This window comes from Luteimonas rhizosphaericola (assembly GCF_029888045.1).
GTDB classification, from domain to species: Bacteria; Pseudomonadota; Gammaproteobacteria; order Xanthomonadales; family Xanthomonadaceae; genus Luteimonas; species Luteimonas rhizosphaericola.
This window is the reverse complement of record NZ_JARXRN010000028.1, coordinates 268,387-294,848: the sequence shown is the minus strand read 5'-3', so window position 1 is coordinate 294,848 and position 26,462 is coordinate 268,387. Positions and strand designations below refer to the sequence as shown.

The 26,462-nt window shown below is 72.1% G+C and carries 25 protein-coding genes and 1 pseudogene; 9 read left to right on the top strand and 17 right to left on the bottom strand.

The window, feature by feature from the left end:
* Window positions 1–24: 24 nt before the first annotated feature.
* From atpE to QFW80_RS13815, 3 genes are all read right to left on the bottom strand, one after another.
* The gene (gene atpE, locus QFW80_RS13825) at window positions 25–303 is read right to left on the bottom strand and encodes a F0F1 ATP synthase subunit C (RefSeq protein WP_280602558.1); all 279 of its coding nucleotides are present in this window, start codon (window positions 301–303) and stop codon (window positions 25–27) included.
* Window positions 304–372: 69 nt separating this feature from the next.
* Window positions 373–1,245: a F0F1 ATP synthase subunit A gene (gene atpB, locus QFW80_RS13820; protein ID WP_280602557.1), complete on the bottom strand. Its 873-nt coding sequence runs from the start codon at window positions 1,243–1,245 to the stop codon at window positions 373–375.
* On the bottom strand, window positions 1,242–1,577 hold the full coding sequence (locus tag QFW80_RS13815; RefSeq protein WP_280602556.1) for a hypothetical protein: 336 nt from the start codon (window positions 1,575–1,577) through the stop codon (window positions 1,242–1,244). The genes atpB and QFW80_RS13815 overlap by 4 nt, the downstream gene beginning before the upstream one ends.
* 662 nt (window positions 1,578–2,239) lie before the next feature.
* On the opposite strand from QFW80_RS13815, the gene QFW80_RS13810 reads away from it, so the two are divergent.
* On the top strand, window positions 2,240–3,166 hold the full coding sequence (locus QFW80_RS13810; RefSeq protein ID WP_280602555.1) for a hypothetical protein: 927 nt from the start codon (window positions 2,240–2,242) through the stop codon (window positions 3,164–3,166).
* Window positions 3,167–3,340: 174 nt separating this feature from the next.
* On the opposite strand, the gene lpdA is transcribed toward QFW80_RS13810, so the two are convergent.
* Both lpdA and QFW80_RS13800 read right to left on the bottom strand, forming a co-directional pair.
* Entirely contained in the window at window positions 3,341–5,512 is a 2,172-nt protein-coding gene (gene lpdA / locus QFW80_RS13805; RefSeq protein WP_280602554.1) for a dihydrolipoyl dehydrogenase, read from the bottom strand.
* A gap of 118 nt (window positions 5,513–5,630) precedes the next feature.
* A pseudogene (locus QFW80_RS13800) lies at window positions 5,631–7,091 on the bottom strand (dihydrolipoyllysine-residue acetyltransferase); the annotation flags it as partial.
* 464 nt (window positions 7,092–7,555) lie between these two features.
* Between QFW80_RS13800 and QFW80_RS13795 the strand changes: the two are divergent.
* A complete protein-coding gene (locus QFW80_RS13795) occupies window positions 7,556–8,182 on the top strand; it encodes an OmpW/AlkL family protein (protein WP_425603594.1) in 627 nt (208 codons plus the stop codon).
* Window positions 8,183–8,277: 95 nt separating this feature from the next.
* Here QFW80_RS13795 and QFW80_RS13790 read toward each other — a convergent pair whose 3' ends face one another.
* The 3 genes from QFW80_RS13790 to QFW80_RS13780 form a co-directional block, all read right to left on the bottom strand.
* Window positions 8,278–8,829 (bottom strand): hypothetical protein, encoded by a 552-nt coding sequence (locus QFW80_RS13790; protein WP_280602551.1) that lies wholly within the window; start codon window positions 8,827–8,829, stop codon window positions 8,278–8,280.
* Window positions 8,830–8,835: 6 nt separating this feature from the next.
* Window positions 8,836–9,702, bottom strand: coding sequence for a DMT family transporter (locus tag QFW80_RS13785; protein ID WP_280603068.1), 867 nt, complete (start codon window positions 9,700–9,702; stop codon window positions 8,836–8,838).
* 379 nt (window positions 9,703–10,081) lie between these two features.
* Entirely contained in the window at window positions 10,082–11,194 is a 1,113-nt protein-coding gene (locus QFW80_RS13780; protein WP_280602550.1) for a prephenate dehydrogenase, read from the bottom strand.
* Window positions 11,195–11,426: 232 nt separating this feature from the next.
* Here QFW80_RS13780 and QFW80_RS13775 point away from each other — a divergent pair, with 232 nt between their 5' ends.
* Both QFW80_RS13775 and QFW80_RS13770 read left to right on the top strand, forming a co-directional pair.
* Window positions 11,427–11,909, top strand: a complete 483-nt coding sequence (locus QFW80_RS13775; protein WP_280602549.1) for a YajQ family cyclic di-GMP-binding protein — start codon at window positions 11,427–11,429, stop codon at window positions 11,907–11,909.
* The gene (locus QFW80_RS13770; protein ID WP_280602548.1) at window positions 11,902–12,492 is read left to right on the top strand and encodes a DUF1415 domain-containing protein; all 591 of its coding nucleotides are present in this window, start codon (window positions 11,902–11,904) and stop codon (window positions 12,490–12,492) included. Before QFW80_RS13775 ends, QFW80_RS13770 begins: the two co-directional genes overlap by 8 nt.
* A 99-nt stretch (window positions 12,493–12,591) precedes the next feature.
* Here the strand turns inward: QFW80_RS13770 and QFW80_RS13765 are convergent, their stop codons facing one another.
* The 3 genes from QFW80_RS13765 to QFW80_RS13755 are packed head-to-tail and all read right to left on the bottom strand — an operon-like array spanning window position 12,592 to window position 15,043.
* Window positions 12,592–13,287, bottom strand: coding sequence for an HAD family hydrolase (locus QFW80_RS13765; RefSeq protein WP_280602547.1), 696 nt, complete (start codon window positions 13,285–13,287; stop codon window positions 12,592–12,594).
* On the bottom strand, window positions 13,284–14,021 hold the full coding sequence (locus QFW80_RS13760) for a pseudouridine synthase (protein ID WP_280602546.1): 738 nt from the start codon (window positions 14,019–14,021) through the stop codon (window positions 13,284–13,286). The genes QFW80_RS13765 and QFW80_RS13760 overlap by 4 nt, the downstream gene beginning before the upstream one ends.
* Entirely contained in the window at window positions 14,018–15,043 is a 1,026-nt protein-coding gene (locus QFW80_RS13755; RefSeq protein WP_280602545.1) for a class I SAM-dependent methyltransferase, read from the bottom strand. The genes QFW80_RS13760 and QFW80_RS13755 overlap by 4 nt, the downstream gene beginning before the upstream one ends.
* Before the next feature lie 149 nt (window positions 15,044–15,192).
* Here QFW80_RS13755 and QFW80_RS13750 point away from each other — a divergent pair, with 149 nt between their 5' ends.
* Window positions 15,193–15,450 carry a hypothetical protein gene (locus QFW80_RS13750; RefSeq protein WP_280602544.1) on the top strand — a complete coding sequence of 86 codons (258 nt, stop codon included), beginning with the start codon at window positions 15,193–15,195 and terminating at the stop codon, window positions 15,448–15,450.
* A 321-nt stretch (window positions 15,451–15,771) separates the two neighbouring features.
* On the opposite strand, the gene QFW80_RS13745 is transcribed toward QFW80_RS13750, so the two are convergent.
* Together QFW80_RS13745 and QFW80_RS13740 are read right to left on the bottom strand one after the other, a co-directional pair.
* A complete protein-coding gene (locus QFW80_RS13745; RefSeq protein ID WP_280602543.1) occupies window positions 15,772–16,206 on the bottom strand; it encodes a hypothetical protein in 435 nt (144 codons plus the stop codon).
* A complete protein-coding gene (locus QFW80_RS13740) occupies window positions 16,203–16,802 on the bottom strand; it encodes an RNA polymerase sigma factor (protein ID WP_280602542.1) in 600 nt (199 codons plus the stop codon). Before QFW80_RS13740 ends, QFW80_RS13745 begins: the two co-directional genes overlap by 4 nt.
* A 307-nt stretch (window positions 16,803–17,109) precedes the next feature.
* Here QFW80_RS13740 and QFW80_RS13735 point away from each other — a divergent pair, with 307 nt between their 5' ends.
* From QFW80_RS13735 to fabB, 3 genes are all read left to right on the top strand, one after another.
* Window positions 17,110–17,436: a DUF6249 domain-containing protein gene (locus tag QFW80_RS13735; RefSeq protein ID WP_280602541.1), complete on the top strand. Its 327-nt coding sequence runs from the start codon at window positions 17,110–17,112 to the stop codon at window positions 17,434–17,436.
* A 154-nt stretch (window positions 17,437–17,590) separates the two neighbouring features.
* Window positions 17,591–18,115, top strand: a complete 525-nt coding sequence (gene fabA / locus QFW80_RS13730) for a 3-hydroxyacyl-[acyl-carrier-protein] dehydratase FabA (RefSeq protein ID WP_280602540.1) — start codon at window positions 17,591–17,593, stop codon at window positions 18,113–18,115.
* Window positions 18,112–19,344, top strand: a complete 1,233-nt coding sequence (gene fabB / locus QFW80_RS13725; RefSeq protein WP_280602539.1) for a beta-ketoacyl-ACP synthase I — start codon at window positions 18,112–18,114, stop codon at window positions 19,342–19,344. Before fabA ends, fabB begins: the two co-directional genes overlap by 4 nt.
* A gap of 569 nt (window positions 19,345–19,913) precedes the next feature.
* Here fabB and QFW80_RS13720 read toward each other — a convergent pair.
* Genes QFW80_RS13720 through QFW80_RS13710 form a run of 3 tightly spaced genes read right to left on the bottom strand, consistent with a single transcriptional unit; the run spans window position 19,914 to window position 23,414 of the window.
* A complete protein-coding gene (locus tag QFW80_RS13720) occupies window positions 19,914–20,135 on the bottom strand; it encodes an RNA-binding S4 domain-containing protein (RefSeq protein ID WP_280602538.1) in 222 nt (73 codons plus the stop codon).
* 5 nt (window positions 20,136–20,140) lie between these two features.
* The gene (locus QFW80_RS13715) at window positions 20,141–22,666 is read right to left on the bottom strand and encodes an ABC transporter permease (RefSeq protein ID WP_280602537.1); all 2,526 of its coding nucleotides are present in this window, start codon (window positions 22,664–22,666) and stop codon (window positions 20,141–20,143) included.
* Window positions 22,667–22,673: 7 nt separating this feature from the next.
* Window positions 22,674–23,414, bottom strand: coding sequence for an ABC transporter ATP-binding protein (locus tag QFW80_RS13710; protein ID WP_280602536.1), 741 nt, complete (start codon window positions 23,412–23,414; stop codon window positions 22,674–22,676).
* A 67-nt stretch (window positions 23,415–23,481) separates the two neighbouring features.
* On the opposite strand from QFW80_RS13710, the gene QFW80_RS13705 reads away from it, so the two are divergent.
* Window positions 23,482–24,150: an arylesterase gene (locus QFW80_RS13705; protein WP_280602535.1), complete on the top strand. Its 669-nt coding sequence runs from the start codon at window positions 23,482–23,484 to the stop codon at window positions 24,148–24,150.
* A 57-nt stretch (window positions 24,151–24,207) separates the two neighbouring features.
* On the opposite strand, the gene QFW80_RS13700 is transcribed toward QFW80_RS13705, so the two are convergent.
* Window positions 24,208–26,379: a Tle-like phospholipase domain-containing protein gene (locus tag QFW80_RS13700; RefSeq protein WP_486624500.1), complete on the bottom strand. Its 2,172-nt coding sequence runs from the start codon at window positions 26,377–26,379 to the stop codon at window positions 24,208–24,210.
* Window positions 26,380–26,462: the final 83 nt, after the last annotated feature.

The following is a 26,462-nucleotide window of genomic DNA, read 5'->3' as shown; positions in this document are numbered from 1 at the left end:
ACGGCGCGCGACCGACAGCCCAGGTCAGGCTGCCTGCAGGGCGCTCAGCAGCGGGTTGGCGAACGCGAAGAACAGCGCGATCGCGAGGCCGATGATGAACGCGGCGTCGATCAGGCCGGCGAGCAGGAACATGCGGCCCGACAGCATCGGCACCAGTTCCGGCTGGCGCGCGGCGCTCTCGAGGAACTTCGAGCCCATGATGCCGATGCCGATGCAGGCGCCGAGCGCGCCGAGGCCGATGATGATGCCGATCGCGAGCGCGGTGTTGCCCTGGACGGCGGCGATGAGAGCGGTGAGTTCCATGGTGACTTCCTCGGTGGATCTACAGGGTGAAGGGAAAAACGACTTCGGGTGGCGCGGCCGGGGCCGCGATCAATGCGCTTCGGACGACATCGAGAAATAGACGACCGACAGGATCATGAAGATGAAGGCCTGGAGGGTGATCACCAGGATGTGGAAGATCGACCAAGCCGCGCCCGCCAGCACCGCGCCCACGAAGGCCAGCGCGCCGCCGGCCTTGGCGCCCAGCGCGGCTTCCATCATCAGGTTGCCGCCGGCGGCGCCGAGCAGCGCGATCAGCAGGAACACCAGCTCGCCGGCGTACATGTTGCCGAACAGTCGCATCGCCAGGCTGACCGGCTTGGACAGGTACTCGATGACGTTGAGCGCCAGGTTGAACGGCGCCAGCACGACCTTCATCACGCCGTGGCCGTGGAACGGCGCGCTCAGCAGCTCCTTGCCGAAGCCGCCCACGCCCTTGGCCGCGATGGCGAATCCGAACATGAGCAGCAGCACCGCCAGCGCCATGGCCGAGGTGATGTTGAGGTCGGTGGTGGGCACGGCGCGGAAGTATTCCTGGCCGGCGGCGGCCGCCGCGCCCGGGAAGAAATCGACCGGGATCATCTTCAGCGCGTTCATCGCGAACACCCAAACGAAGATGGTGAGCGCGATTGGCGCGACGAAGCTGCGGTTGCCGTGGAAGACGTCCTTCACCTGGGTGTCGATGAAGCTGACCACGATCTCGATGAAGGCCTGGAACTTCGAGGGCACGCCGGCGGTCGCACGACGTCCCACCAGCCAGAAGGTGCCGATGGTCAGCACGCCCAGCAGTACCGACACGAGCAGGCTGTCGACGTTGACGGTCCAGAACGCGCCGTCGCCGATCGACACCTGCCAGTGCTTGAGGTGATGGGTGACGTATTCGCTGGGGCTGTCGCCGGCAGCGCGGAGGAAATCACGGATCATCGAAGCAACCAGGGCAAGCCGATCATGGAGACCAGGAAGGCCGTCAGGGCCCCTCCCAGCACGAATTCCGCAGGCAGACCGGCGCCATGCATCGCCAGGACGAGCCCGGCACCGATCACCAGCCACTTGAGCACGGTTCCCACCAGCAGACGCGCGAACATGCGTCCTGCGGGAGCCACCGGCGAACGCCCCGCGGTGCGCCAGCCGAACATCGCGAACCCCGCCGCGATGACCGTCGCACCCGCCAGGAAGGCCGCCGCGGGTCGCCCCCCGGCCGCCAGCGCCAGCACTCCCGCGCCGGTCAGTCCGACCGCGGCCTGGACCATCGGCATCCGCAGGGCGGCGCGACGGGTCGGATCGGGTCGAGGTGTACCTGGCTCGGGCTGCTGCAAAGCCTGAAAAGTATAGCAGCGGGGCAATTTGGGGAGCAACCTTGTGCAGTGCAGCATGGCTCGGCCCTGCGACCCATGCGCTCCCGTCCGCCTGGCGGCGAAGCGACGGCCACCCATGGCGGCGTGCCTGCCGCGGTCGACGCTTCGCGCGACGCGGCCGGCCGCGGACCGCTGCCGGCCACCGGCCCGGCATTCAACGGCCGGAGCGACGATGAGGCGACTGGTGTCGGGACCGCGTCCTGTATCCGCGTGAGCCCACGGCTCGGACCGGCGTGCGCTCCGCGTGACGTTTGAGATCCGATCACGGCATCGCCGTGTCCAATGCCACGCCAAGCAGGCGGTGTACCACGGCATCGCGGCCGCATCGCTGCGGCGTCGGGACGCAACGGACGACGCCACCCGCAGCACATCGCGCGTGCGCGCAACGTGCACGCGTGCGCGAGGCGTAGCGCATGTCGAATCGCGCAGCAGTCGTGTCGACGGCGCGGAATGCGCTGCGCGTCACGGTGCGCAGGCTTCACGGCAGTTGCACCGCGCAACCCGGAGCATGGCTCGCCACACACTGCGCCACCCCCACGACTTTCGTTCTGCAGGAGCACTCCGTGACCCATCGTTCCACGATCGCCGCCGCCATCGCAGCGGCGCTGACACTGTCCGTCCCCTTCGCCGCGCAAGCGCAGGATTTCGCCGAGGAGGCGCGTTTCGAACTGCGCCTGTCGGCGTTCAATCCCGAGGCCAACATCGGCATCCGCGGCGACGGCATCGCCACCAATGGCGAGGAAACCGAATCCTTCGGCGCCGCGGGCGATATCGATGTCGACGGTCGCTGGCGCCCGCGCGGCGAGTTCGTCTTCAACATGACGCCGCGGCAGTCGCTGCGCGCGAACTATTACGACTACCGCCGCGACGAGTCGTGGACCTTCGACGGCGACTGGGTGGACCCGGGCGCGATCTTCGACGAGGTCGAGATCCCGGGCGAGCCGGTCGAGGTGCCCAGCGTGGACCTCGATGGCCGGCTGAGCTTCGAACTGGCGAGCGTGAACTACGACTTCGCCGTGATCGACACCCCGCGCTTCGAGTGGGGCCTGGGCCTGGGCGTCACCCACGCCAAGCTGGAGGCCAACGCCACCGGCCGCTCCACAGGCACCGACGAGCTGGATCCGGAGTGGGAGCAGGTGCGCTGGAAGCGCGACGGCACCTCGCCCAACCTGCACAGCCGGCTGACCTGGACGCCGGCGCCGCGCTGGCGGGTGGAAGTGCAGGGCCAGTACCTGGACACCCGCTGGGGCGATTTCATCGACGAGCGCGGCCATTTCGAGCGCGGCGGCCTGCTGGTGGAGTACCTGCTGACCGAGCGCATCGCCCTGCACGCCGGCTACGACTGGTTCCGCCTGAAGCTGAGCGACGACTACCGCGGCTCGTTCGAGGCGCCGGCCGAATCGGACATCGGCACGGTCGACGTCAGCGGCCGGGTCACCGGACAGTTCAAGGTGCACGGCCCGATGGCCGGCATCACGTTCAGGTTCTAGAACGCGGTCGCCCGATCGGGAAATGGCGCCGGGAACCTTCCGGCGCCATGGCGGTCCATCTTCCCGTGGGCCGGTGCCGTATCCTCGTCGACCTCAGCATCCGCCCACTTGCGAAGCCCCGGCAGCCCCGGGGCTTCGTTCTGTCCGGCGCCTGCCAGCGGCCGCGCGCGCCGGCTACTTCTTCTTCGGCAGGTAGAGATCGGTGATGGTGCCGTCGAACACTTCGGCGGCCATGCCCACCGATTCGCTGAGCGTGGGATGCGGATGGATGGTGTGGCCGATGTCGGCGACCTCGCAGCCCATCTCGATCGCCAGCGCCGCCTCGGCGATCAGTTCGCCCGCGTGCACGCCGACGATGCCGGCGCCGATGATCCGGTGCGTGGCCTCGTCGAACACCAGCTTGGTGAAGCCTTCGGTGCGCGACAGGCCGATGGCGCGGCCCGAGGCTGCCCACGGGAACTTGCCCACGCCCACCTTCAGCCCCTTGGCCCTGGCTTCGGTCTCGGTCACGCCGACCCAGGCGATCTCCGGATCGGTGTAGGCCACCGACGGGATCACCCGCGCCACCCACTCCTTCTTCTCGCCCGCCGCCACTTCCGCGGCCAGCTTGCCCTCGTGCGTGGCCTTGTGCGCCAGCATCGGCTGGCCGATGACGTCGCCGATCGCGAAGATGTGCGGCACGTTGGTGCGCATCTGCGCGTCGACCTCGATGAAGCCGCGCTCGGTCACGCGCACGCCGGCCTTGTCGGCATCGATCTTCTTTCCGTTCGGCGAGCGGCCCACCGCCACCAGCACGCGATCGAACAGCTTGCCTTCGGGGATGTTCTCGCCCTCGAAATCGACCTCGATGCCCTTCTTGCCGGCCCTGGCCTCGACCACCTTGGTCTTCAGGTGGGTGGAGACGCCGCCCTTCTTCAGCCGGTCCGCCAGCGGCTTGACCAGGTCCTTGTCGGCGCCGGGCATCAGCTGATCGGCGAGCTCGACCACGGTCACCTCGCTGCCCAGGCCGCGGTACACGGTGGCCATCTCCAGCCCGATGATGCCGCCGCCGACGACCAGCAGTCTCGAAGGCACGTCGGCCAGCTCGAGCGCGTCGGTCGAATCCATCACCCGCGGGTCGTCCCACGGGAAGCCGGGCAGCTTGAGCGCCTGCGAACCGGCGGCGATGATGCACTGCTCGAAGCGCAGAAGTTGGGTCTTGCCGTCGTCGCCGGCGACCTCCAGTTCGTTGGCCGACACGAAGCGGCCGGTGCCCTGCACCACCCGCACCTTGCGCTGCTTGGCCATGCCGGCCAGGCCCTTGGTCAGCTGGCCGACCACCTTTTCCTTGTACGTCCGCAGCTTGTCGAGCGCGATCTTCGGCTTGCCGAAGTCGACGCCGTATTCGCTCGCGTGGCTGGCCTGTTCGATCACGTCGGCCGCATGCAGCAGCGCCTTGGACGGGATGCAGCCCACGTTGAGGCAGACGCCACCGAGCGCGGCGTAGCGCTCCACCAGGACGGTATCCAGGCCCAGGTCCGCCGCGCGGAACGCGGCGGTGTAGCCGCCGGGGCCGGCGCCGAGCACGAGCACGCGGCATTCGACATCGGCCTGGCGGCCGCTGGGGCCCGCCGCCTGCAGCGGTTCGGGTTCGGCCGGCGCGCGCGGCGACGGCGCGACCGGCGGCTTGCTGCCAGGCGCGACCTTCTGTCCCGACGAAGGCGCGGACGATTCGGCAGACACGGATGCCTCGCCGGTTTCGATCACCGCCACCACCGCGCCTTCCGAGAGCGTGTCGCCCACCTTGACCCGCAGTTCGGCGATCACGCCGGCGGCCGTGGACGGCACCTCCATCGTCGCCTTGTCCGATTCCAGCGTGACGAGGCCCTGGTCCCTGGCCACCGTGTCGCCGACCGCGACCAGCACCTCGATCACCGGCACGTCGCTGTAGCCGCCGATGTCGGGCACCGTCGCCTCGACCCGGCCGCCCGAGCCCGCGGACGCGGCGCCCGCGGCCGGCTGCGGGGACGGCGCGGGCCTGTCGGCGGCGGGCGCGTCGCGCGGGGGCGCAGGGGACGACGCGGGCGGCGCCGCCGGCTTGCCGGCATCGGCCGAGGCTGCACCGCCTTCGGCCTCGAGCACCACCACCACCGCGCCTTCGGACAGCGTGTCGCCGACCTTGACCTTCAGTTCCTTCACCACGCCCGCGGCGGACGCGGGTACTTCCATCGTCGCCTTGTCCGACTCCAGCGTGACCAGGCCCTGGTCCTTGGCGACCGTGTCGCCGACCGCGACCAGCACCTCGATCACCGGCACGTCCTCGTAGCCGCCGATGTCGGGGACCTTCACTTCAATGGTGTTCGCCATGCTTGGCCTCGCTAGATGATGTGGATCGCCATCGCTGGCGTGACTCGGGCGGCGGGGCGAAAGGCCCGGGCGGCGGCGCCTGCGCGCCCGCGGCGCGCGGGACCCGCCGCGGTGCGTCCTACAGCAGCACCCGGCGCATGTCCGCCAGCAACTGCGCGAGGTAGGCGGTGAAGCGTGCGGCGGCGGCGCCGTCGATCACGCGGTGGTCGTAGCTCAGCGACAGCGGCAGCACCAGGCGCGGCACGAACTGCTTGCCGTCCCACACCGGCTTCATCGACGACTTCGACACGCCCAGGATCGCGACTTCCGGCGCGTTGACGATCGGCGTGAAGCTGGTGCCGCCGATGCCGCCGAGCGAGCTGATCGAGAAGCAGCCGCCCGACATCTCGGCCGGGCCCAGCTTGCCGTCGCGGGCCTTCTTCGCCAGCTCGCCCATCTCCTGCGCGATCTGCAGCACGCCCTTCCTGTCGACGTCGCGCACCACCGGCACCACGAGGCCGTTGGGCGTGTCGGCGGCGAAGCCGATGTGGAAGTACTTCTTGAGCGTGAGCGTCTCGCCGGCGGCGTCGAGCGAGGCGTTGAAGTCGGGATACTTCGCCAGCGCATTGGCGCTTGCCTTGATCAGGAAGGCGAGCATGGTCAGCTTGACGCCGGACTTGCTCTTCTCCTCTTCCTTGTTGAGCTGCACCCGCAGCGCTTCGAGATCCGTGATGTCGGCGTCGTCGTGCTGGGTGACGTGCGGGATCATCGCCCAGTTGCGCGCCAGGTTCGCGCCGGAGATCTTCTTGATCCGCGACAGCGGCTTCTCCTCGACCTCGCCGAACTTGGAGAAGTCGACCTTCGGCCACGGCAGCAGGTTGAGGCCGCTGCCGCCACCACCGCCGGCGGCGGCCGGCGCGGCGGTCGCGCCCGACAGCACGCCCTTGACGAACTTCTGCACGTCTTCCTTCGTGATCCGGCCGCCCTTCTCGGTGCCGGTCACCTGCGCCAAGTCCACGCCCAGTTCGCGCGCGAACAGCCGCACCGCCGGGCTCGCGTAGGGCACCTTGCCGGGAATGAGCGCCTCGGCCTCGAACCGCACCGGCGGCGCGCCCTGCGGCGGCGCCTTGCCCGCCTGGGCGTCGATCGAGGCCTGGGCGAGGCGGTCGGGCTTCGATCCGGTCGCCACCGGCTCCACCGCCGGATCGGGTTCCTTCGCCTTGTCGGGAGCGGGCGCGGCCGGCGCAGGTTTGGCCTCCGCCGCCGGCTTCGGATCCGCGGCCGGGGCAGACTCCGACGCGGCCTCGATCACCGCGACCACGCCGCCTTCCGACAGCGTGTCGCCGACCTTGACCTTCAGTTCCTTGACCACGCCCCCGAATTCGGCCGGCACTTCCATCGTCGCCTTGTCCGATTCGAGCGTGACCAGCCCCTGGTCCTTCTCGACCCTGTCGCCGACCGCCACCAGCACCTCGATCACGGGGACATCGTCGTATCCGCCGATATCGGGGACGCGGGACTCTTTCAGGTCGGCCATACGGCCCTCTCCAGCGGCAAGGGGATTCCTATTGTGTCCGCATGTCCCCCGCTCGCCAACCGTGGCGGACGCGCGGGCGTCCGTACGCGCCCGGTGGACGTCGGAAGCGCCCACACGCCGTCGTCAGCGGCGGCGGCAACGGACGGTATGCGCGGAAACAGGACGGCCTTGCTCCGCCGACGCACACATGCGCGGGTCCGCGCATGGTTGCGGATGAAACCTCGATCCGGTGCCGCCCGCCGCCGGATGCGTGTCTTCACATCGTTCGGGCCCGACGCCGTCAATGCGGAGTGATCCATCGCCGCAGCGCGCGCGGTTCGGGCCCCGAGGCTGAAGGCCTTCGTCACGTCGACCGCGCCTGCCATCACCGCGATGAACACCGGCCGCATGCGTGTCCCCAGTTCAGCGCGTGACATCGGGTCGGTTCATTCGCGCATCGCTAGGTTGTGCCCGCCCCCCAAGGGGCATCGCCCACCTCAACGGCGAAAGCAGCACCACAACCATATGAGGAGTCCCCCATGAAGTCCTTGCGTTCCATTGCCCTCACCACCGCCATCGCTTCCTTCATCGCCGCCCCGGCCGCGTTCGCGCAGGACGGCGGCGACACCGCGTCCGGCAAGCGCTTTTCGGTCGTCGGCAGCGCCACGATCCTGCAGCCCGACTCCGACCCGCTGCCCGGCGCGCGCATCGACGCCGACGGCGACGTCGCCCCGACCCTGAGCGCCACCTACCACGTCACCGACAACATCGGCGTGGAACTCTGGGGCGCGGCCGACAAGTTCAACCACCGCGTGCGCGGCGATGGCGGCAAGATCGGTACCGTCGACTCGCAGCCGATCGCGCTGAGCGGCCAGTACCACTTCGGTGATGCGGACCAGACATTCCGTCCGTTCGTGGGCCTGGGTTACCACCAGACCAACATCAGCGACGAGGACATCGCCACCGCCGACGGCTCGCACGTGGGCCTGACCTCGCCCAAGGGCGCGATCGGCACGGTGGGCGTGGACATGAACATCAACCCGACCTGGTTCGCGCGCGCCGACGCGCGCTACCTGCACGGCGACGCCGATGCGAAGCTCGCCGGTCAGACCGTCGAGCGGGACGTGCGCTACAACCCGTGGACGGTCGGCATCGGCCTGGGCGCGCGCTTCTGACGCGCCTGACCGCGCAGGCCTGACTGGCTGCGCGGATGTCTGCGGCAACGGGCCCTGTTCGGGCCCGTTGTCGTATCCGGCTCACGTTGCGCCGATCAGCGGCGCCGCAGCATGCCCAGCCGCCGCAGACGGCCGCGCAGCGTCCACGCGAAGCCGAGGTGGTAGCCCAGCAGCAGTCCGCCCATCGCCCACAGGCTGGCCGGATCCGCCAGCCACGGCCAGGGCACGGGCGCCGGCACGCCCTCGACCGCGCGATGCCAGGCCTGCCACGCCGCCAGCGCGACCCGCGCGGCGACCAGCATGAGCAGCGCCCCGGTCAGGCCCGCATGCGCGGTGTAGTGCAGGCGCCCGTCGCCGGCCTCCAGCCGCGCCAGCCGCAGCCCGAGCCCGCCCAGCGCCACGCCGGCCAGCAGCCCGCTCGCCACGTGCAGCGCGGCGCCGTCGATCCAGACCGTGGCCATCGCGCCGACCGCGAGCAGCATCAGCGCCGAGCCCAGCAGCGCCCAGGCATTGAACGACACCATCAGCGGCTGCGCACGCCGCCGCGCCCGCCCGGTGCGCCAACGCATCCACAGGCCGACCGGCCACAGCACCAGCAGCAGGGCCAGCAGCAGCAACAGCACGAACGGCAGCAGCAGCAGGGGCATCGGAGGTCAGGGTGGCGGGGTCTGCGCGGCGTCGTCCGGGCGTTGACCGCCGACGATGCGCTCGCGGCGGATCAGGTACAGGCCGCTGGCGATGATGATCGCCGCGCCCAGCCAGGTGGCGCCATCGGGCAGCGCCTGCCACACCACCAGGTCGAGCAGCACCACCCACACCAGCGCGGCGTATTCCAGCGGCGCGATCTGGCTGGCCTCGCCGAGGCGGAACGCGTGGGTCAGCGCGACCTGCCCGAGCGCGCCGGTGACGCCGATGGCCGCGATCACCGGCCAGTGGACGCGCTGCACCGGATGCCAGTCAAACGCCGCCACCGCGCCCGCGAACGCGCCCAGCAGCACCAGGAACCAGAACACCATCGCCTCGGGGCTGTCGCGCAGCGCCAGCTTGCGCACGGTGATCGCGGCGATCGCGTAGCTCAGCGCCGCCAACACCACCGCCAGCCCGGCCACGGTCGCCACGCCCTCGCCGGTCGGGCGCAGCACCACCAGCACGCCGAGCAGGCCGACCCCGATCGCCGCCCAGCGCCGCGGCCCCACCTTTTCGCCCAGGAACGGCACCGCCAGCGCGGTCACCATCAGCGGCGCGACGAACACGATCGTGTAGGCGGTCGACAGTGGCATCCGCGCCAGGCCGTAGACGAAACCGACCATCATCCCGACGCCCAGCAGCCCGCGCAGCAGGTGCAGCCGCCAGTGCACGCGCAGCAGGGTGCCGGCGCGCCCGCGCCACGCGATCCACGCCAGCACCAGCGGCAGCGCCGACAGGCTGCGCAGCGTGGCGACCTGGAACGGCGGGTAGTCGGTGGAGATCCACTTCATGCCCGCGTCCATGCCGGCGAACAGAAGACCAGCGGCCAGCATCCAGGCCGCCGCGGCGCCGGGGCGCGGTTCGATCGCCGCGCTCACGGGCGCGGACGCGGGCATACGGCCCGACCCCGGACGGGACCTCGCGCAGACCCGATCACGACCGACGCCGACGACGCACCGACACCGGCGCGGGGACGGGCGCTGACGATCATGGGAGCGGCAGGGATGGACATGGCAGGCATCGGCCCTCGACGGGATGCGCATGATGCCGCATCCGTGGCCGGCGCCCGGCGCGCCCTGCCCTGCGCGATGCCATGCGCCGCCACCGGCAACCGCTGCCGTCGTGCCCGGCGCCACGGTGCGGACCGGGGTACGCAAGTTGCGGCGTCATTCCCCGACGGGCTGGCGCGGATGCGGCACCCGCGCCCGGACCTCAGCCGCTTTCCAGCACGCGCCCGACGCCGCTGGCGTCGATCTCCGTCACGGCGCGCGCCAGCGCCGCGGCGTCGGTCCCGCGTACGAAACCGATGCGGAAGTGCACCTCGCCGCCGGGGGTGCGCGAGGAGTGGATCGATTCCAGGCTCACGCCATGGCGCTCGAACACGTGCAGCAGGGTGCACAGCGAACCGGCGCGGTCCTCGGGCAGGTGCACGCTGGTGTAGCGCGGCCCCACCAGGTCGGCCAGCAGGTAGCCCACGCGTTCGTAGGCGTAGTTGCCGTCGGCCAGCGCCTGCGGCCCGAAGGCCTCGCGGCTGCGCAGGAAGCGCTCGCGGAAGCGCGTGCGCGCCGCGTCGTCGCCGGCGCGCACCAGGTCGCGCAGTTCGGTCAATTGCGCCAGCAGGCGGTCGAGCACCTCGGCCGAATGCGTGTTGCCGAACTGGATCTCCTCGTAGATCGCCGGATTGAGCGAGAGGATGCGCGCGGCGATTGCCGCATCGAGTTCGAACGAGGCGGAGCGGAAGGGCATGATCGCGCCCAGCCCGCCGAGCCGGCCGGCGTACTCGTCCAGCACCCCAGCCTGGGCCAGGTGCGAGGCGTGCACCATCGCCTGCACCAGGGCCATCATCTGGTCGTGGCGCTCGGCGCTGGCGTGCACGCATTCGGCTTCCAGCGCCTCCAGCAGGGACTGCACCCACGGCCGCCAGCGGTCCAGCCGCGCCTCGCACACCACCACCACGCGGCCCTTCATGGTCGGCGCCTTGGGCGGGGCGGTCATCGGATGCAGGCCGACCACCTCGGCGCGCGAGCGCAGCATCGCTTCCACCGCGCCCTGCTTGATCGAGGTCACGTCCAGCCACAGGCGCCCGGCCTCGCGTCCCGCCGACCGGCGCACGTAGTCGTCGATGAGCGCGGCGGTAACGCGGATGGGGGTGGCGAACAGCAGCACGTCGGCCTGGTCGAGCAGCGCATCTGGCGCGTCGCTGTTCGCGTCGCCGGGGTCGTGCCCGAGCACGCGCAGGCCCATGCGACGGGCGAAGAAGGCCTGCAGCCAGCGCCCGTAGGTGCCCGCGCTGCCGACGATGCCGATGGTGGGGGATGGATGCACGCGCGGACGACAGGCGCGCCGGAAGCGGCGCCGCGACACGGTACGGGCTCGCTGCCGGCCGCGCATCCGTTGCGTGCGCAACCATGGAGTACCCTTGTGCGCGACGCCCGCGCCGGGATGTCCGCGCCAGCAGCGCCGCGCACGACCGACCCGCGTGGGCGGACGCTGCGACGGGCCGCGCCTCCGCGCAGACCGCTCGCGCCGGCCCTCCCGCCACCGACACCGGACCGCCATGCCTTCCTTCGACATCGTTTCCGAAGTGGATACCCACGAACTGATCAACGCCGTGGACCAGGCCAACCGCGAGCTGTCGACGCGCTTCGACTTCAAGGGCGTGGACGCGAGCTTCGTGCGCGAGGACGCGGTGATCACGCAGTCGGCGCCGAGCGAGTTCCAGCTGCAGCAGATGACCGACATCCTGCGCGCGCGCCTGATCGCGCGGAAGATCGACGCGCGCTGCCTGGAGTTCGGCGACATCGACACCAACGTCGCCGGCGCACGTCAGAAGGTCACGGTGCGCCAGGGCATCGAGCGCGACCTGGCGAAGAAGATCCAGGGCAAGCTCAAGGACGCGAAGATCAAGGTCGACAGCCAGATCAACGGCGACAAGCTGCGCGTGACCGGCAAGAAGCGCGACGACCTGCAGGCCGCGATCGCGCTGCTGCGCGGCGAGGACTTCGGCCTGCCGCTGCAGTTCGACAACTTCCGTGACTGACGCCCCCCTCGATCCCGCGCAGGTCGAGGCGCGGGTCCGGCGCTGGCTGGACCGCGCGGTGATCGGCCTGAACCTGTGCCCGTTCGCCAAGGCGGTCGTGGCGAAGGGCCAGGTGCGGATCGTGGTCAGCGACGCCAGCACCGAGCGCGCCCTGCTCGAACAGCTGGGCGAGGAACTCGCGCTGCTGCGCGACACCGCGGCCGACCTGGTGGACACCACCCTGCTGGTGCATCCGCAGGTGCTGGGCGACTTCCTCGACTACAACGACTTCCTGGGCGATGCCGACGCACTGGTGGAGGCGATGGAGCTGGACGGCGTGCTGCAGGTGGCCAGCTTCCACCCGGACTACCGCTTCGCCGACACGCCCGGCGACGATCCGGCCAACCTCACCAACCGCGCGCCCTATCCGATCCTGCACCTGCTGCGCGAGGACAGCGTGGATCGCGCGGTGGCCGCCTATCCCGACCCCGACGCGATCATCGAGCGCAACATCGCCACCGTGCGCGCGCTCGGCTTCGACGGCTGGCAGGCGCTGCTGGACGACGGCGACGCCGGCCGGCCCGGGCGCGCGGACGCGCCCTAGCCGCGCGCTGCGCGTGGCCGCCCCGCGCGCGCAGCCACGCACGCCGCGCCGCTCCCGTTCGCGCCGCGCCATGCGATGCGATCGATCCGGACGCCTTGCTCAGGAATCGCGCGTGTCCGGACCCACGCAGGCCTCGAGCAGCCGCTGCGCCTCGCCCAGCGACTCGACGATGCGGTGGCGCAGCGCGCGCACCGCCTCGTCCGGGGCCACCAGGTCGGGCACCTGCACCAGGGTCATGCCCGCGGCCAGCGCGGCGCGCACGCCGGTGGGCGAATCCTCCAGCACCAGGCAGCGCGCCGGCGCGACCCCGAGCCGCGCCGCCGCCAGCAGGTAGACGTCGGGCGCGGGCTTGGGATGGGCGACATCGCTGCTGGTGCAGATCGCATGGAAGCGCTCCAGCAGGCCGGCGCGCCGCAGCTTGCGCAGCGCCAGCGGGCGCCGGGTGGAGGTGGCGACCGCGCGCGGGATGCCGGCGGCCTGCAGCCAGTCGAGCAGGTCGAGCAGGCCCGGCCGATGCGGCACGCCGGCGTCCACCACCTCGGTGTACAGCGCGCCGGCGTGGTCCAGCAGGGCGTCGGCCGCGACCTCGCCCAGGCGGTCGGCGAGCATGGCGCGGCAGGCGGCATCGCCCGTGCCCACCATCTCCAGCCACAGGCCGGCGGGCAGGTCGTGGCCGGCCTCGGCCGCGGCGCGGGTCATGCAGTCGGTGATCGCGCGCTCGCTGTCGAGCATCAGCCCGTCCATGTCGAACACGACCGCATCCGGCCGCCACGGCAGCGGCGCGACCGCGCTCATGGCGCGGCACCTTCGAACAGCCGCGACAGGTCGCCGGCGTCGAGCGCGCGCCAGCGGCCTTCGGGCAGGTCGCCCAGCGTGAGGCCTCCCACCTGCGCACGGTGCAGCGCGACCACGTGGTTGCCCACCGCCGCGAACATGCGCCGCGCCTGGTGGTAGCGGCCTTCGGTCAGCACCAGCCGCGCGCGGGTGGCCTCCAGCGGCACCAGCGTCGCCGGCTTCAGCGGCGTGCGCTCCGAGTCCAGCAGCAGCGTGCCGCTGGCGAACAGCGCCGCCTCGTCTCCGCGCAGCAGCTGCGCCAGCGTCGCTTCGTACACCTTGGGCAGGTTGGATTTCGGCGCGATGATCCGGTGCAGCAGCTGGCCGTCGTCGGTCAGCAGCAGCAGTCCGCTGGTGTCGCGGTCCAGGCGGCCGACGGTGGACAGCTGCGGGTCGCGTTGGCGGAAGCGCGGCGGCAGCAGGTCGTAGACCAGCCGGCCGGGATCCCGGGTCGAACAGGTGGTGCCGACCGGCTTGTGCAGCATCAGCACCAGGCCGGGCGGCGGGTCGAGCGGCTCACCGTCGATGCGCACCACCGCATGCGCGACGCGATCATCGGCGTACAGCACGTCGCCGTCGGGATCGGTGATGCGGCCCTCGCGGAACAGCGCCTGCACCTGCCGGCGGCTGCCGTAGCCGAGGTTGGCGATGTGGCGCACCAGCTTGGCCACCGGCGCGGCGGACGGATCGCTCATCGGCCGCGCACCGCCTCGACCACCTTGAACCCGCCCTGCTGGGCGACCAGGCGTGCGCTGGCGAACCGCGCGTCGAACATCTCCTCGTACGGCAGCTGGCGGTTGGCCACCAGCCACAGCGCGCCGCCGGGCCGCAGCGCGTTGGCGGCCGCGGCGATGAACGCGCGCCCGAGGTCGGGCCGCGGCTCGCCGCGCAGGGCGTGGAACGGGGGGTTGGTGACGATGAAGTCGTAGCGCGCGGGCAACCCCGCCGTGACGTCGAGCCACCGGAATTCCAGCGCCACCCGCGCGGCATGCGCCTGCAGGTTGGCGCGGGCGCAGTCGAGCGCGCGCTGCTCGGCTTCCACCACGTCCAGCGCGGTGACCGCCGGGCAGCGCGCGAGCACCTCGCTGGACAGGAAGCCCCAGCCCGCGCCGAGGTCGGCGCCGTGGCCGGACAGCGTCGGCAACAGGTGCGCGGCCAGCAGGGCGGAGGCCGGGTCGATCCGGTCCCACGCGAACACGCCCGGGCGGCTGGTCCAGCGCCCGTCCAGGATCGGCCGAGGCGCGTCCAGCGCCCGCCACCGCTGCGCGAGCGCCGCATCCGCATGCGTCGCCTCGGCCCAGAACACGCGGCACTTGTGCTTGCTGAGCACGCTCGCCGGTCCCAGCAGGGCCTCGAAGTCGGCCTGGCCGGAGCGCGCGCCGGCGTCGTTGGGCATCGACGCCACCACCGTGCCGCCCGGCGCGGTCCGCGCCACGGCCTCGGCCAGCAGCGCCCGCGCCTCGTCGCGCTGGCGCGGCGGCAGCACCAGCACCAGGGGCGCCGTGTCCTCGCCCTGCGCCTGAACCGTGAAACCGGCGCGCTGGAGCGAGTCGTGCTCGGGCCGGAACGACTGTTCGCACACCAGTCCGGCGCGCGGCGCATGCGCATGCAGCGCCGCGCCCTCGCGCGCGCGCAGGAACAGCGCGCCCGCGTCCGGCCAGGCCAGGCGCCGGTCGGCGAACGGCAGCATCAGCGCATCGAGGGCGGGATCGGACATGGCGGCGGGCGGACGACGGGCCGCAGATTCTACCGGGGGCGCGACGCCGCTTCCGCCCGCAACGCGCTGCGCACGCCGCCTTGACCCTGCGGGAACATCCCGCCCGGCACGCTGTCGATGAGGGAGCACCCCAACCAGAGGAGCATTCCATGCGCGCACTGTTCGTCGGCGGACTCATCGACAACAGCGAACTCGACCTCGACGGCAAGGAACCGCCGCGCCACTATCCACCCGAGACCGGCAGCGGCCAGTCGCGCTACCGGCTGCATGCCGTCGGCCGCGGCAACGGCGGCGTGGCGTGCGCGATCTACGGCGCGCCCGATTCCGACCCCGACGAAGTGCTGCGCATCAGCGATGAACGCGGCTACCCGCGTCGCTTCGATACCGAACTCCAGCGCGTGGACTGACGCGCCCCTCCGGGCCGCGCTACGCCCGGGGCGTGGCGCGGCCACCTTCCGTAGCTCCAGTGATGTCGACGGCGATGACGCCGAGGCGACATCGTCGCCGGTGCGCCGCGCGGGACGGCGGTGGATCGAGCAGGCAGCCCGGGCCCAGCGCAATCCTGCGTGCGTCGTCGCACCTCCCATCGTCCACGGTCCAACGCGTCGTCGGATTCTCCCGATGGAGACGCGGTCCTGATCGCGCCGCCCGTCACGCCAATGCGATCAACGACCGATTCGCCCCCGGGCGCCAGCGGCGAGCGCTGACGCGTCGCCGGCGCGTGCCCTTCACGCCACAGCCGTCGGCCTCGCGTCCCGCGCCAGCCAGCGCGCGGCCGTGGGTAGCCAGGACAGCAGCAGGCAGCCGCCGGCGACCAGGCCCCACTGCGCGCCGGCCGGCCCGAAGGCCTCGCGCACCAGCATCCACCACTGCGGGCCGTACAGCGCCAGGGCGCCGATGCCGACGGCGCCCATCAGTCCCAGCAGGGTCTGCAGCAGGCCGCGCTCGAGGCCGGCGTCGGGCAGCGACTGCGACGCCGGCGCCGCGGCCGCCGCGCGCGCGACGGCGGCCGCGAACCCGGGCGGCGGCCCGGAGCCGATGGGCGTGCGCAGCGCGCGCGCGAGCAGGGCATCGCGCCGGTCGCCGGCGCCCGCGAGCATGCGCTCCTGCGCCAGCCAGTCGCGCTCCGACGGCGCGCGGGGATCGGGAGGTGAGGTGTTCATGCGGCGAAGACTCCCAGGCTCGGTTCCAGCAGGCCGCGCAGCTGCTTGCGGCTGCGGAACAGGTGGCTCTTGATCGTACCTTCGGCGAGTCCGGTGATCCGTGAGATCTCGCCGATCGGCAGTTCCTCCAGGTGATACAGCGTGAGCAGCGTGCGCTGCAGCGGCGGCAGCCGCTCGATGGCCGCGTGCAGCAGCGCCACCGCCTCCTCGTCGGACGTCGCCGATTCCAGGTCGAAACCGTCGTCGACCCGGTCGAGCAGCGACAGCCCGTCCCCCTCCCCGGCCACCTCGGCGATCGGAATCCGCTTCTTCTCCAGGTGCCGCTTGGCCACCGAATAGGCCACCTGCGCGATCCACGACTTCAGCGCGCTCTCGCCGCGGTACTGGTGCAGCGCCTGGTGCACCCGCAGGAACGCCTCCTGGCACAGCTCGCGGGTGTCGTCGGGATGGCGCACCATGCGGTCGATCACATGCCAGCACAGGCCCTGGTACTCGCGCACCAGCCGCTCGAACGCGCCCGGCGCGCCGTCGAGCACGGCCGCGACCAGGGCACGGTCGGCCTGCAGGGGGTCCGGGGCGGTGGCGGCGGCGGTCATTGCGGACAGGGATACGCCCGGGGCGCGGGCGGTTGCAAGGGCGGATGGTGGGGACAGCGGCGGCCGGGCGTGCCGGTCGATCCGGCGAACCGGCCACGTTTCCGGCCGGGGGATCGCCTGCGCGCATGCCGCCACACGGCGCAGCGGCACGGGGCCTGCCGGGCGAGGCGGCGACCGGCGACGGCGCGCGCGGCACCGGCCGGCGCCGCGTACGTCCGGGCGGGCGGGCGCACTGCAACCGCCGGCGCATGCCCGGTATCTCCTGTCCCGAACCCGCTGTTCCCGACCACATCACCGGACTGCCGCCATGAATCTCGAAGTCTTCATCCCCATCACCCTGTTCATCTGCGTCTACCTGGCGATCAAGGCCGTGGTCGATGCCCGTGCCCGCAAGCAGATGCTGCAGTCCAACGGCTCCGAGGACATGCTGCGCACCTTGATCGAAGGCGAGGAGACCCGGCGCCGCCAGGCATCGCTGCGCTGGGGCGTGATCCTGGTCGCGCTGGCGCTCGGCTTCGGCCTGGTCGAAGCATTCGACTGGACCGAGGCTTCGCCCGGCCTGTTCGCGATCCTGCTGGCGGCCACGGGCCTGGGCAACCTCGCCGCCTACTACATCGCCCGCCGCGCGAAGTAGCCGGCGCCCGGTCCGGCCTCCGCCCGCGCGGGGGCCGGGCTGCGACTTTGGTCGGAATCGGGCGGCTCCAGCCGCCAACCTACCCCCGCGTACGGCACCTGCACGGCAATTCCGCGATACTTCGCGGCCACCCGCACGCGAGTCGCCCGGCCCGATGAAGGATGCATTCAGCTACGAACAACTGATCGCCTCCGGCGAAGGCACCCTGTTCGATCCCGGCAGCGGCCGGCTGCCGCTGCCGCCGATGCTGATGTTCGACCGCATCACCCACATCGACGACGACGGCGGCGCCCACGGGTTGGGCCGGGTCGAGGCCGAGCTCGACATCCGCCCGGACCTCTGGTTCTTCCAGTGCCACTTCCAGGGCGACCCGGTGATGCCCGGCTGCCTGGGCCTGGACGCGATGTGGCAGCTGGTCGGATTCCACCTCACCTGGCAGCGCCTGCCCGGCCGCGGCCGCGCGCTTGGCGCCGGCGAGGTGAAGTTCACCGGCGAGGTCGGCCCCGACGCGAAGCTGGTGCGCTACGAGATCGACATCAAGCGCCTGATCAAGCGCCGGCTGATCATGGCCATCGCCGATGCGCGCATGTACTGCGACGGCACCGAGATCTACACCGCCAGCGATCTGCGCGTGGGCCTGTTCCAGCGCAGCGAAGCGCAGGAGGGCGGTGCGGCATGAGCCTGAATTCCGGCGGGCGTCGCGTGGTGGTCACCGGCATGGGCATCGTCTCGTGCATCGGCAACGACCTGGAGACCGTGACCGGCGCCCTGCGCGACAGCCGGCCCGGCATCCGCGCCGATCCGGTCTACGCGGAGATGGGGCTACGCAGCCAGGTCTCGGGCGTGCCGCAGCTCGACCTCGAAGCCCTGATCGACCGCAAGCTGCGCCGCTTCATGGGCGACGCGGCGGCCTATGCCTTTGTTGCGCTGCGCGACGCGATCGCGCAGTCGGGCCTGGACGAGGCGCAGGTGTCCAACCCGCGCACCGGCCTGATCATGGGCTCGGGCGGCGGCTCGCCGACCAACCAGATCGAATCGGCCGACACCCTGCGCACGCGCGGCATCCGGCGCGTGGGGCCGTACCAGGTCACGCGCACGATGAGCTCGACGGTTTCGGCGTGCCTGGCCACCGCGTTCGGCGTGAAGGGCCTCAACTATTCGATCGCCTCGGCCTGCGCGACCTCGGCACACTGCATCGGCGTGGCCGCGCAGCAGATCCAGGCCGGGCTGCAGGACGTGGTGTTCGCCGGCGGCGGCGAGGAAGTCAGCTGGGGCATGGCCATGCTGTTCGACGGCATGGGCGCGCTGTCGAGCAAGTACAATGACACCCCGGAACGCGCCTCGCGCGCCTACGACGCCGACCGCGACGGATTCGTGATCGCCGGCGGCGGCGGCGCCCTGGTGCTCGAGAGCCTGGAGCACGCGCAGGCGCGCGGCGCGACCATCCTCGGCGAACTGGTCGGCTTCGGCGCCAGCTCCGACGGCGTGGACATGGTGGCGCCGTCCGGCGACGGCGCGATCGCGTGCATGCGCATGGCGATCGAAGGCCTCGACGGCGGCATCGACTACATCAACACCCACGGCACCTCGACCCCGGTCGGCGACGTCAGCGAACTGCGCGCGATGCGCGCGGTGTTCGGCGAGGCGATGCCACCGTTCTCCTCGACCAAGTCGCTCACCGGCCACTCACTCGGCGCGACCAGCGTGCACGAGGCGATCTTCTGCCTGCTGATGCTGCAGCGCGGCTTCATCGCCGGCTCGGCGAACGTGGACACCGTCGATCCCGAAGCGGAGGGCCTGCCGCTCGCCCGCGAGAGCCGCGAGGCCGACCTGCGCACCGTGCTGTCGAACAGCTTCGGCTTCGGCGGCACCAACGCCAGCCTGGTGCTGCGGCGCTGGGAGGGCTGAGGCGCGCGCGGCGGGTTCGGCGGGATCCGTGATGCCGCGTGCGTGCAGGCGGGCTGAGTCGTTTGTCCGTCGCCCGGATATGGCCACAAGCCACATCCGGGAATTGCCGGCATGCCGGCGACGCGGGCCTTGAGCCGCGAGCCCCAAGCCACAGGCCACATGCCGGGTGCGCTGCGCTGAACCGCGAGATGCATGGTGATTGCCCCCGGGTGCGCTTCGCTTACCCGGGCTACGCAGTCCCACCTCGTTCGCCATCGCATAGCCCGGATAAGGCCGAAGGCCGCATCCGGGGATCGCGGTCGCACAGGTCGCATTCGCCTCGTTCCGAGTGCGTTTCGCTCTGGCGGGCGGCTCATGCCGCCTGCCCCCCCGGGTGCGCTTCGCTTACCCGGGCTACGCATGCCTGCTCGCGTAGCCCGGATAAGGCCAACGGCCGCATCCGGGGATCGCAGCCTCGTCACTCACGCGTCGGGCCGCAACGGTCACGCAGGCCCAGTCGGGCTGCGCTTACCTGGACGGTGTGACGCGAAATGCGCAGGCGACGGGGTGGGCCACGCGGATCATCGCGATCAGGGCTGCGCCACCACCACGATCCGCACGCCGCCCGCGTCCACCGTCTGCCCCGCGCGGATCTTGCAGGTGCGGCGCATTTCGACCTCGCCATCGACCTGCACCGCCCCGCTCGAGACCAGCGCCTTGCCGGCGCCGCCGCTGTCGACCAGTCCGCACAGCTTGAGCAGCTGGTGCAGCTCGACGAAGTCGCCCTCCAGCGTGAATGCGATCGGCTGCACCGCACTCACCCCTGCAGTTCGCGCAGCGTCGCCGACGGCGGCGCGTCGAGCACCTTGCGGGTCGCGAACAGCCCCGCCAGCAGGGTCATGGCGACGCCGACGGCGCTGCCCACGACCGCCAGGGTCCAGTTCTGCCGCCACGGCAGGTCGAACACCTGGGTCGCGATCACGCCAGCCAGCACCGAGGCCGCGATCGCCGCCACCAGCCCGGCGAGCAGCCCGATCGCCGCGAACTCCGACACCTGCGCCATGCGCAGCTGACGGCGGCTGCCGCCGAGCGCGCGCATCACCCCGCCTTCCAGCAGGCGCTCGTCCTGGCTGGCGCTCACCGCCGCCAGCAGCACCAGCACGCCCGCCAGCAGCGAGAACCAGAACACCACCTGGACCACGGTCGAGACCTGGTCAGCGGTCGAGCGCACCTGCGCCAGCACCGCGTCGACGTCGATCACCGACAGGTTCGGGAACGCCTGCACCAGCTCGGCGGTGAAGCGGTTGCGCTCCGGCGGCACCTGCACCGCGGTGATGTGGCTGGCCGGATAGCCGTCGAGCGCGCCGGGCGAGGCCACGACGAAGAAGTTGGGCTGGAAGCTTTCCCACTCCACGCTGCGCAGGCTGGTGATCGGGGCCTCGAAGCGCTGGCCGGCGATGTCGAACGCGATCCGGTCGCCGAGCTTCCAGCCCAGGTCCGCGGCGAAGCCTTCTTCCACCGACAGCTCCGGCGAGGCCGGCGTGCCGGTCCAGAACGTCCCGGCGGTGACCTGGTTGTCGTCGCGCAGGGCATCGGCCATCGACAGGTTGAACTCGCGCTCCGCGCGCCGCTGCGCCTGCCGGTCCTGGTCGGCGTCGCCGCTGCGGCCTTCGTAGTCGGCGCCGCTGACCGGCGCGCCGTTGCGCTCGACCAGGCGCGCGCGGACCATCGGGAACAGCACCGGTTCGGCCACGCCCTGCGCGGCGATGAACTCGCGCACCGGGCCGATCTGGTCGGACTGCACGTTGATGATGAAGCGGTTGGGCGCGTTCTCGGCCAGCGACATCTGCCAGCGGTCGAGCAGGTCGGTGCGCACGAAGGTCAGCAGCAGCAGCGCCATCAGCCCCAGACCCAGCGCGCTGACCTGGGCGATCGAGGTGCCGGCGCGACGGCTGACGTTCGCCAGCCCGTAGCGCAGCGCGCCGCGCAGGCGCGTGCGCAGCCGGCGCACGGCCACGATCAGCGCCCAGGCGATCAGCGCCAGCACCGCGAGAGTCGCGGCGATGCCGACCAGCATCGACAGCGCCAGGGTGGCCGATCCGGCCTGCCACCACAGCAGCGCGGCCAGGCCGCCGAGGCCGGCGAGCGCGACCAGCCACGCCGACGGCTCGGCGCCATCGAGGTCGCGGCGCAGCACCCGCAGCGCCGGCACGCGGCGCAGCGCCAGCACCGGCGGTGCGCCGAAGGCCAGCAGCACCACCAGCCCGACGCCATAGCCGCGCAGCGCCGGCCACAGGCTCGCCGGCGGAATGTCGACCTTCAGCGCCTGCGCCAGCCAGCCGGCCACCGACCACTGCAGCGCGAACGCGATTGCGACGCCCACCGTGCAGGCGATCAGCCCCAGCAGCAGCAGTTCGCCGACATGGATGCCCACCAGGGTGCGCTGCTGCGCGCCGAGGCAGCGCATCACCGCCACGCCCGAAAGGTGCCGCTCGCTGTGCCGGCGCGCGGCCATCGCCACCGCGACCGCGGCCAGCACCACCGAGACCAGCGCGGCCAGTCCGAGGAACCGGCCGGCGCGGTCCAGCGCCGACCGTACTTCGGGACGCGCGTCGGTGATGGTCTCGATCCGCTGCCCGCGGCCGAGGTTGTCGCGCGCGGCGGCGGCGAAGCGTTCGACCGCGGCCGCGTCGCCCGCCACCACCAGCCGGTAGCGGATGCGGCTGCCTTCCTGCACCAGCCCGGTCGCCGGCAGGTCGGCGAGGTTGAGGAAGGCCTTGGGAGCGACGTTGAAGTAGTCGATCGACGCGTCCGGCTCCTGCACCACCAGCGCGGCGAGGCGGAAGCTGCGGGTGCCGATGCCGACCTCGTCGCCGATGCGCGCGCCCAGCGTGTCGGCGCCGGCGCGGCTGAGCCACAGCGTGCCGGGCTCCGGGATCGCGCCCGCGTCGCGTTCGACGCCGTCGGCGCCGGCGATGCGGAAACTGCCGCGCAGCGGGAAGCCGTCGCCCAGCGCGCGCAGGTCGCCCAGCTGCAGGCGCGCGTCGCCGCCCTCGCCGACCCGGATCATGCTGTCGAGTTCGACCGTCTGCGTGCGCTGCAGTCCGGGCGCCGATGCCGCCTCCAGCACCGCGCCTTCGATCGGCGCGTCGCCGCGCACCAGCGCGTCGCCGCCGAGCAGGCGGTTGGCCTCCATCGCCAGCGCGCGCTCGGCGCGGTCGGTGACGAAGCCGACCGAGGACACCGCCACCACCGCCAGCACCAGGGCGCCGGCGAGGATGCGGATGTCGCCGGCCTTGAGGTCGCGGCGCAGCTGGCGCCAGGCGAGGGCGAGCGTCCTCATGCGCGGCTCACCGGCGCTCGTCCGCGACCAGGCGCCCGCTGTCCAGCCGCAGGGTGCGGTGGCAGCGCGCGGCGAGGTGGTCGTCGTGGGTCACCAGGACCAGGGTGGTGCCGGCCTCGGCGTTCATGGCGAACAGCAGTTCGATGATCGCCTGCCCGGTGCTGGTGTCGAGGTTGCCGGTCGGCTCGTCGGCGAACAGCAGCGACGGCCGGGTCACGAACGCGCGCGCCAGCGCCACGCGCTGCTGCTCGCCGCCCGAAAGCTGCTTCGGATAGTGGCCCAGGCGCTCGCCCAGCCCGACCTTGCGCAGCATCTCGCGCGCCGGCGCCTCGGCGTCGGCATCGCCGCGCAGCTCCAGCGGCAGCATGACGTTCTCCAGCGCGGTCAGCGAGGGCAGCAACTGGAAGTTCTGGAACACGAAGCCGACCCGGTCGCCGCGCACGCGGGCGCGGCCGTCCTCGTCGAGGGTGGAGATCCGATCGCCGCCGAGCGTCACCGTACCGGCGCTGGGCGTATCCAGTCCGGCCAGCAGCGACAGCAGCGTGCTCTTGCCCGAGCCCGACGCGCCGACGACCGCGACCACTTCGCCGGCGGCGATGTCGAAGCCCACGCCGTCGAGGATCACCAGTTCGCCCGAGGGCAGCATCACCCGCTTGCCCAGGCCCTGGACCTGCAGCGCAGCGGCGGTGGATGGAGTGGAGGGGGCGGGACGGGGGGCAGCGGCAAGCGGCGCGGGGGCGTCGGCCATGTTCATTCCGGATTGGTTATCGTGGACCGCAGGCGCCACCGGTGCGCGAGACGGACGAGGAGTACAGATGAAAGCTGGTTATGCGGCCTGCCGGCGCGGGATGCAATGGGCCATCGGTTTGGTCGCGCTGCTGGCGCTGCTGCCGGCGTTCGCCAAGACCCCCGCGGCCGCCACGGCCGCTCCTGCGCAGCGCACGGTGCTGGTGATGGGCGATTCGCTGTCGGCGGGCTACGGCATGGCCGCGCCGGAAGGCTGGGTGTCGCTGCTCGGCGAGCGGCTGGTGCGCGAGAAGCCCGGCTGGCGCGTGGTCAACGCGAGCATCAGCGGCGAGACCACGGCCGGCGGCTCGTCGCGGATCGTCGACGAGGTGCTGCGCCATCGCCCGGGCGTGGTGGTGATCGCGCTGGGCGCCAACGACGGCCTGCGTGGCCTGCCGCTGGCCGAGGCGCGCCGCAACCTGGCGCGGATGATCGGCGCCTCGCAGCATGTGGGCGCGAAGGTGCTGCTGGTCGGCATGCGCATGCCGCCCAACCTCGGCCCGGACTACACCGCCGGCTTCGAACGCAACTACCGCGATCTGGCGAAGCTGTTCGACACCGCGCTGTTGCCGTTCCTGCTCGAGCCCATCGCGCTCGACCGGGGCGCCTTCCAGGACGACAACCTGCATCCGACCGTCGCCGCGCAGCCGAAGCTGCTCGACCACGTGTGGCCGGCGCTGGAGCCGCTGCTGGACTGAAGTCTGAGCCGAGGCGGCGGTCGGGTCGGGCCGCGACGCGACGCGCCGCCGAACGGATCAACGCGCCTGCATCGCCTCGGGTGCGTGCGCGGGCGCGGGGCAGGCAAGCGCTTCGTGTTCGGCCGAACGCCGCGCCGGCGTCGCCTCCAGCTTCGCCACCCCCGCCTGCAGCCAGTCGCGCGCGGCGCGGGTATCGAGGAGGTCCGCGGATGCCGCACCGATGCGGTCGGCATCGCCGTCGCGCAGCGCGTCCAGCAGCCGCCCCAGCGCCCGGCCCGATTCGCCCTGCCACAGCGGGTTGCGGACCGCGCCCGCCGGCTCCGGCGCGCGACCGCTGCGGGCACCCGCGTCGGCCTCGCCGGCGCCTTCGCGTGCGGGCGCCTGCGCAGACTCTGCGGGCCGGCGATCGCGCAGCAGTGCGCGCGCGGCCTGCTCCTGGCGCGCGATCTCGGCGTCCAGGCTCGGGATCATCGCGCTGGCCATGCCGTGGCGCTGCACCGATTCGTGCAGCGCCGCCGGCGCCTCGCGCCACAGCCGCACGGTGGCGGTCACGTCGAAGGCGGTGAACGGGGAATCGGGTCGGTAGGTGGTCGCGGCCCCCGTGATCGCGCCGGTGGTGGCGCCGATGGCCGCGCCTGCCGCCGGCGCGCGCCCCGTGCCGGCGGCGATCGGCTCCCCGGCCGCATCGAAGGCGACCTGCATCCGGGCGCCCACCGCGTGCAGCGCTCCACGCGCGGCCTCGCCGCGACGCGCGATGTCCGCGTGCGCGGCCTGGCCGAGCGCGTCGCCGATCATTTCGAACGTGGCGGCCGATTGCCGCCCGCGCTCCACCGCGTCTGCCGCGGCGGCTTTGCCGTGCGCGCGCGACTGCGCGGCCCGCGCCTCAAGCATCGCGGCCATGCCGTCGGCCTGGGCTTCGAGGCGGTCGGCGGTCGCGCCCGAATGGGCGCCGGCGGCCCAGCCCACCACCCGCGTGAGCGAGGCCGCCGCCTGCTCGCGCCGCGCGTCCATCCAGGCTTCGGCCTGGACTGCCAGCGCTTCCGCCCCGGCCTGCGCCCGGCGCCAGTGGCCCGCGACGTCGCCCAGCGACTGCGCGCCCCACTGCGCGGTGATCCCGGCGAGGCGGTAGCCTCGTTCGCTGATGTCGCCCGCCTGCGCCCACGCCTCCGATGCGCGCGCTCCGGTCCAGTCCAGCCCGCCATCGGCAATCCGCCCGCCGCTCGCCACGAGTTCGCCCGCGGAACGGCCCAGTTCGGCGCCACGGGCGGTGGACGCGGCCACCTGCAGCAGCGGCCCGGCCAGGCGATGGAGCTCGGCCATCGAGGCCGCTTCCTCGCGCCGCACCAGGGCGCGGTCGTGCTCGGTCATTGCCACCAGCGGCGGCCTGCGATCGCCGGCCGCCGGCGGCAGGTCGCGGATCAGGGCGGCGGCATCGGGCCGCGCGAGCCGGTCCAGGAATGCGTGCACCGTGGGATGCGCGTTCTCGGGCAGGTGCGCGGCCATCGCCTGCTCGAGCGTCTCGCGCGCCTGCGGCAGTTCACGCAGCAGCGAGGCCGTATCCGCCAGCAGCCCCGCCAGCCGCCGGCGATCGCGTTCCCCCAGGCCGGCGAGATCGCGCTGGACGCCGTCGTTGAGCACCTCGCCCCGTACCTGCCACGCGGTGACCGTCTGCGCGGTGTCGTACAGCGGCAGGCCGCCCTGCTCGGCGGCGAAGCGGCGCGCGGTCTCCGGATGCAGTCCGGCGGCGTTGTGGGTCGTCGCACGCATGCCGGTGACGGCCGATGCCGCGGACGCCATGCCGCCGCCGAGACTGTGACCGGTGATGTCGAAGTCGAGGCCGCTTCTCCGCAAGAAGACTCCCAGATTCATCGCGCGGTCGTAGTAGTCCGTCTTGAGCCCAACGGACTGAGGGAAGTTGTTGGCCAGAAAGTCTTCGGCCGCCGTCTCCCGCGAAGCTCCGTCCGGTCCGATGACTTCCCCGGCGGAGCCCTTGAACACCAGGGTCGGCTTGAAACCGGGCCCGAGGATCGTTGGATCCGGAATGTAGATCTCTGCGCGAAAACCTGACTCGTCGGGTTTCAGCATCGAGCGAAGTTGCTCATCCGACACCCCGACATCAGGTATGAGCTTCCTGAGGGCCGCAAGGTCGCCGCTGGCGCGGATCCAGCCCGCAGGGGCCTCCCCGCTGTTTCGGGCCGCTTCGTAACTGTCCTGCGCGATCAACGCCATCTGGCGGGCGTGATACAGCTCCGAGAGCGCCTCCGCGGACGAAGATGCAATGGCGTCGCCTGAGACTTTGAGCTCATCAAGCA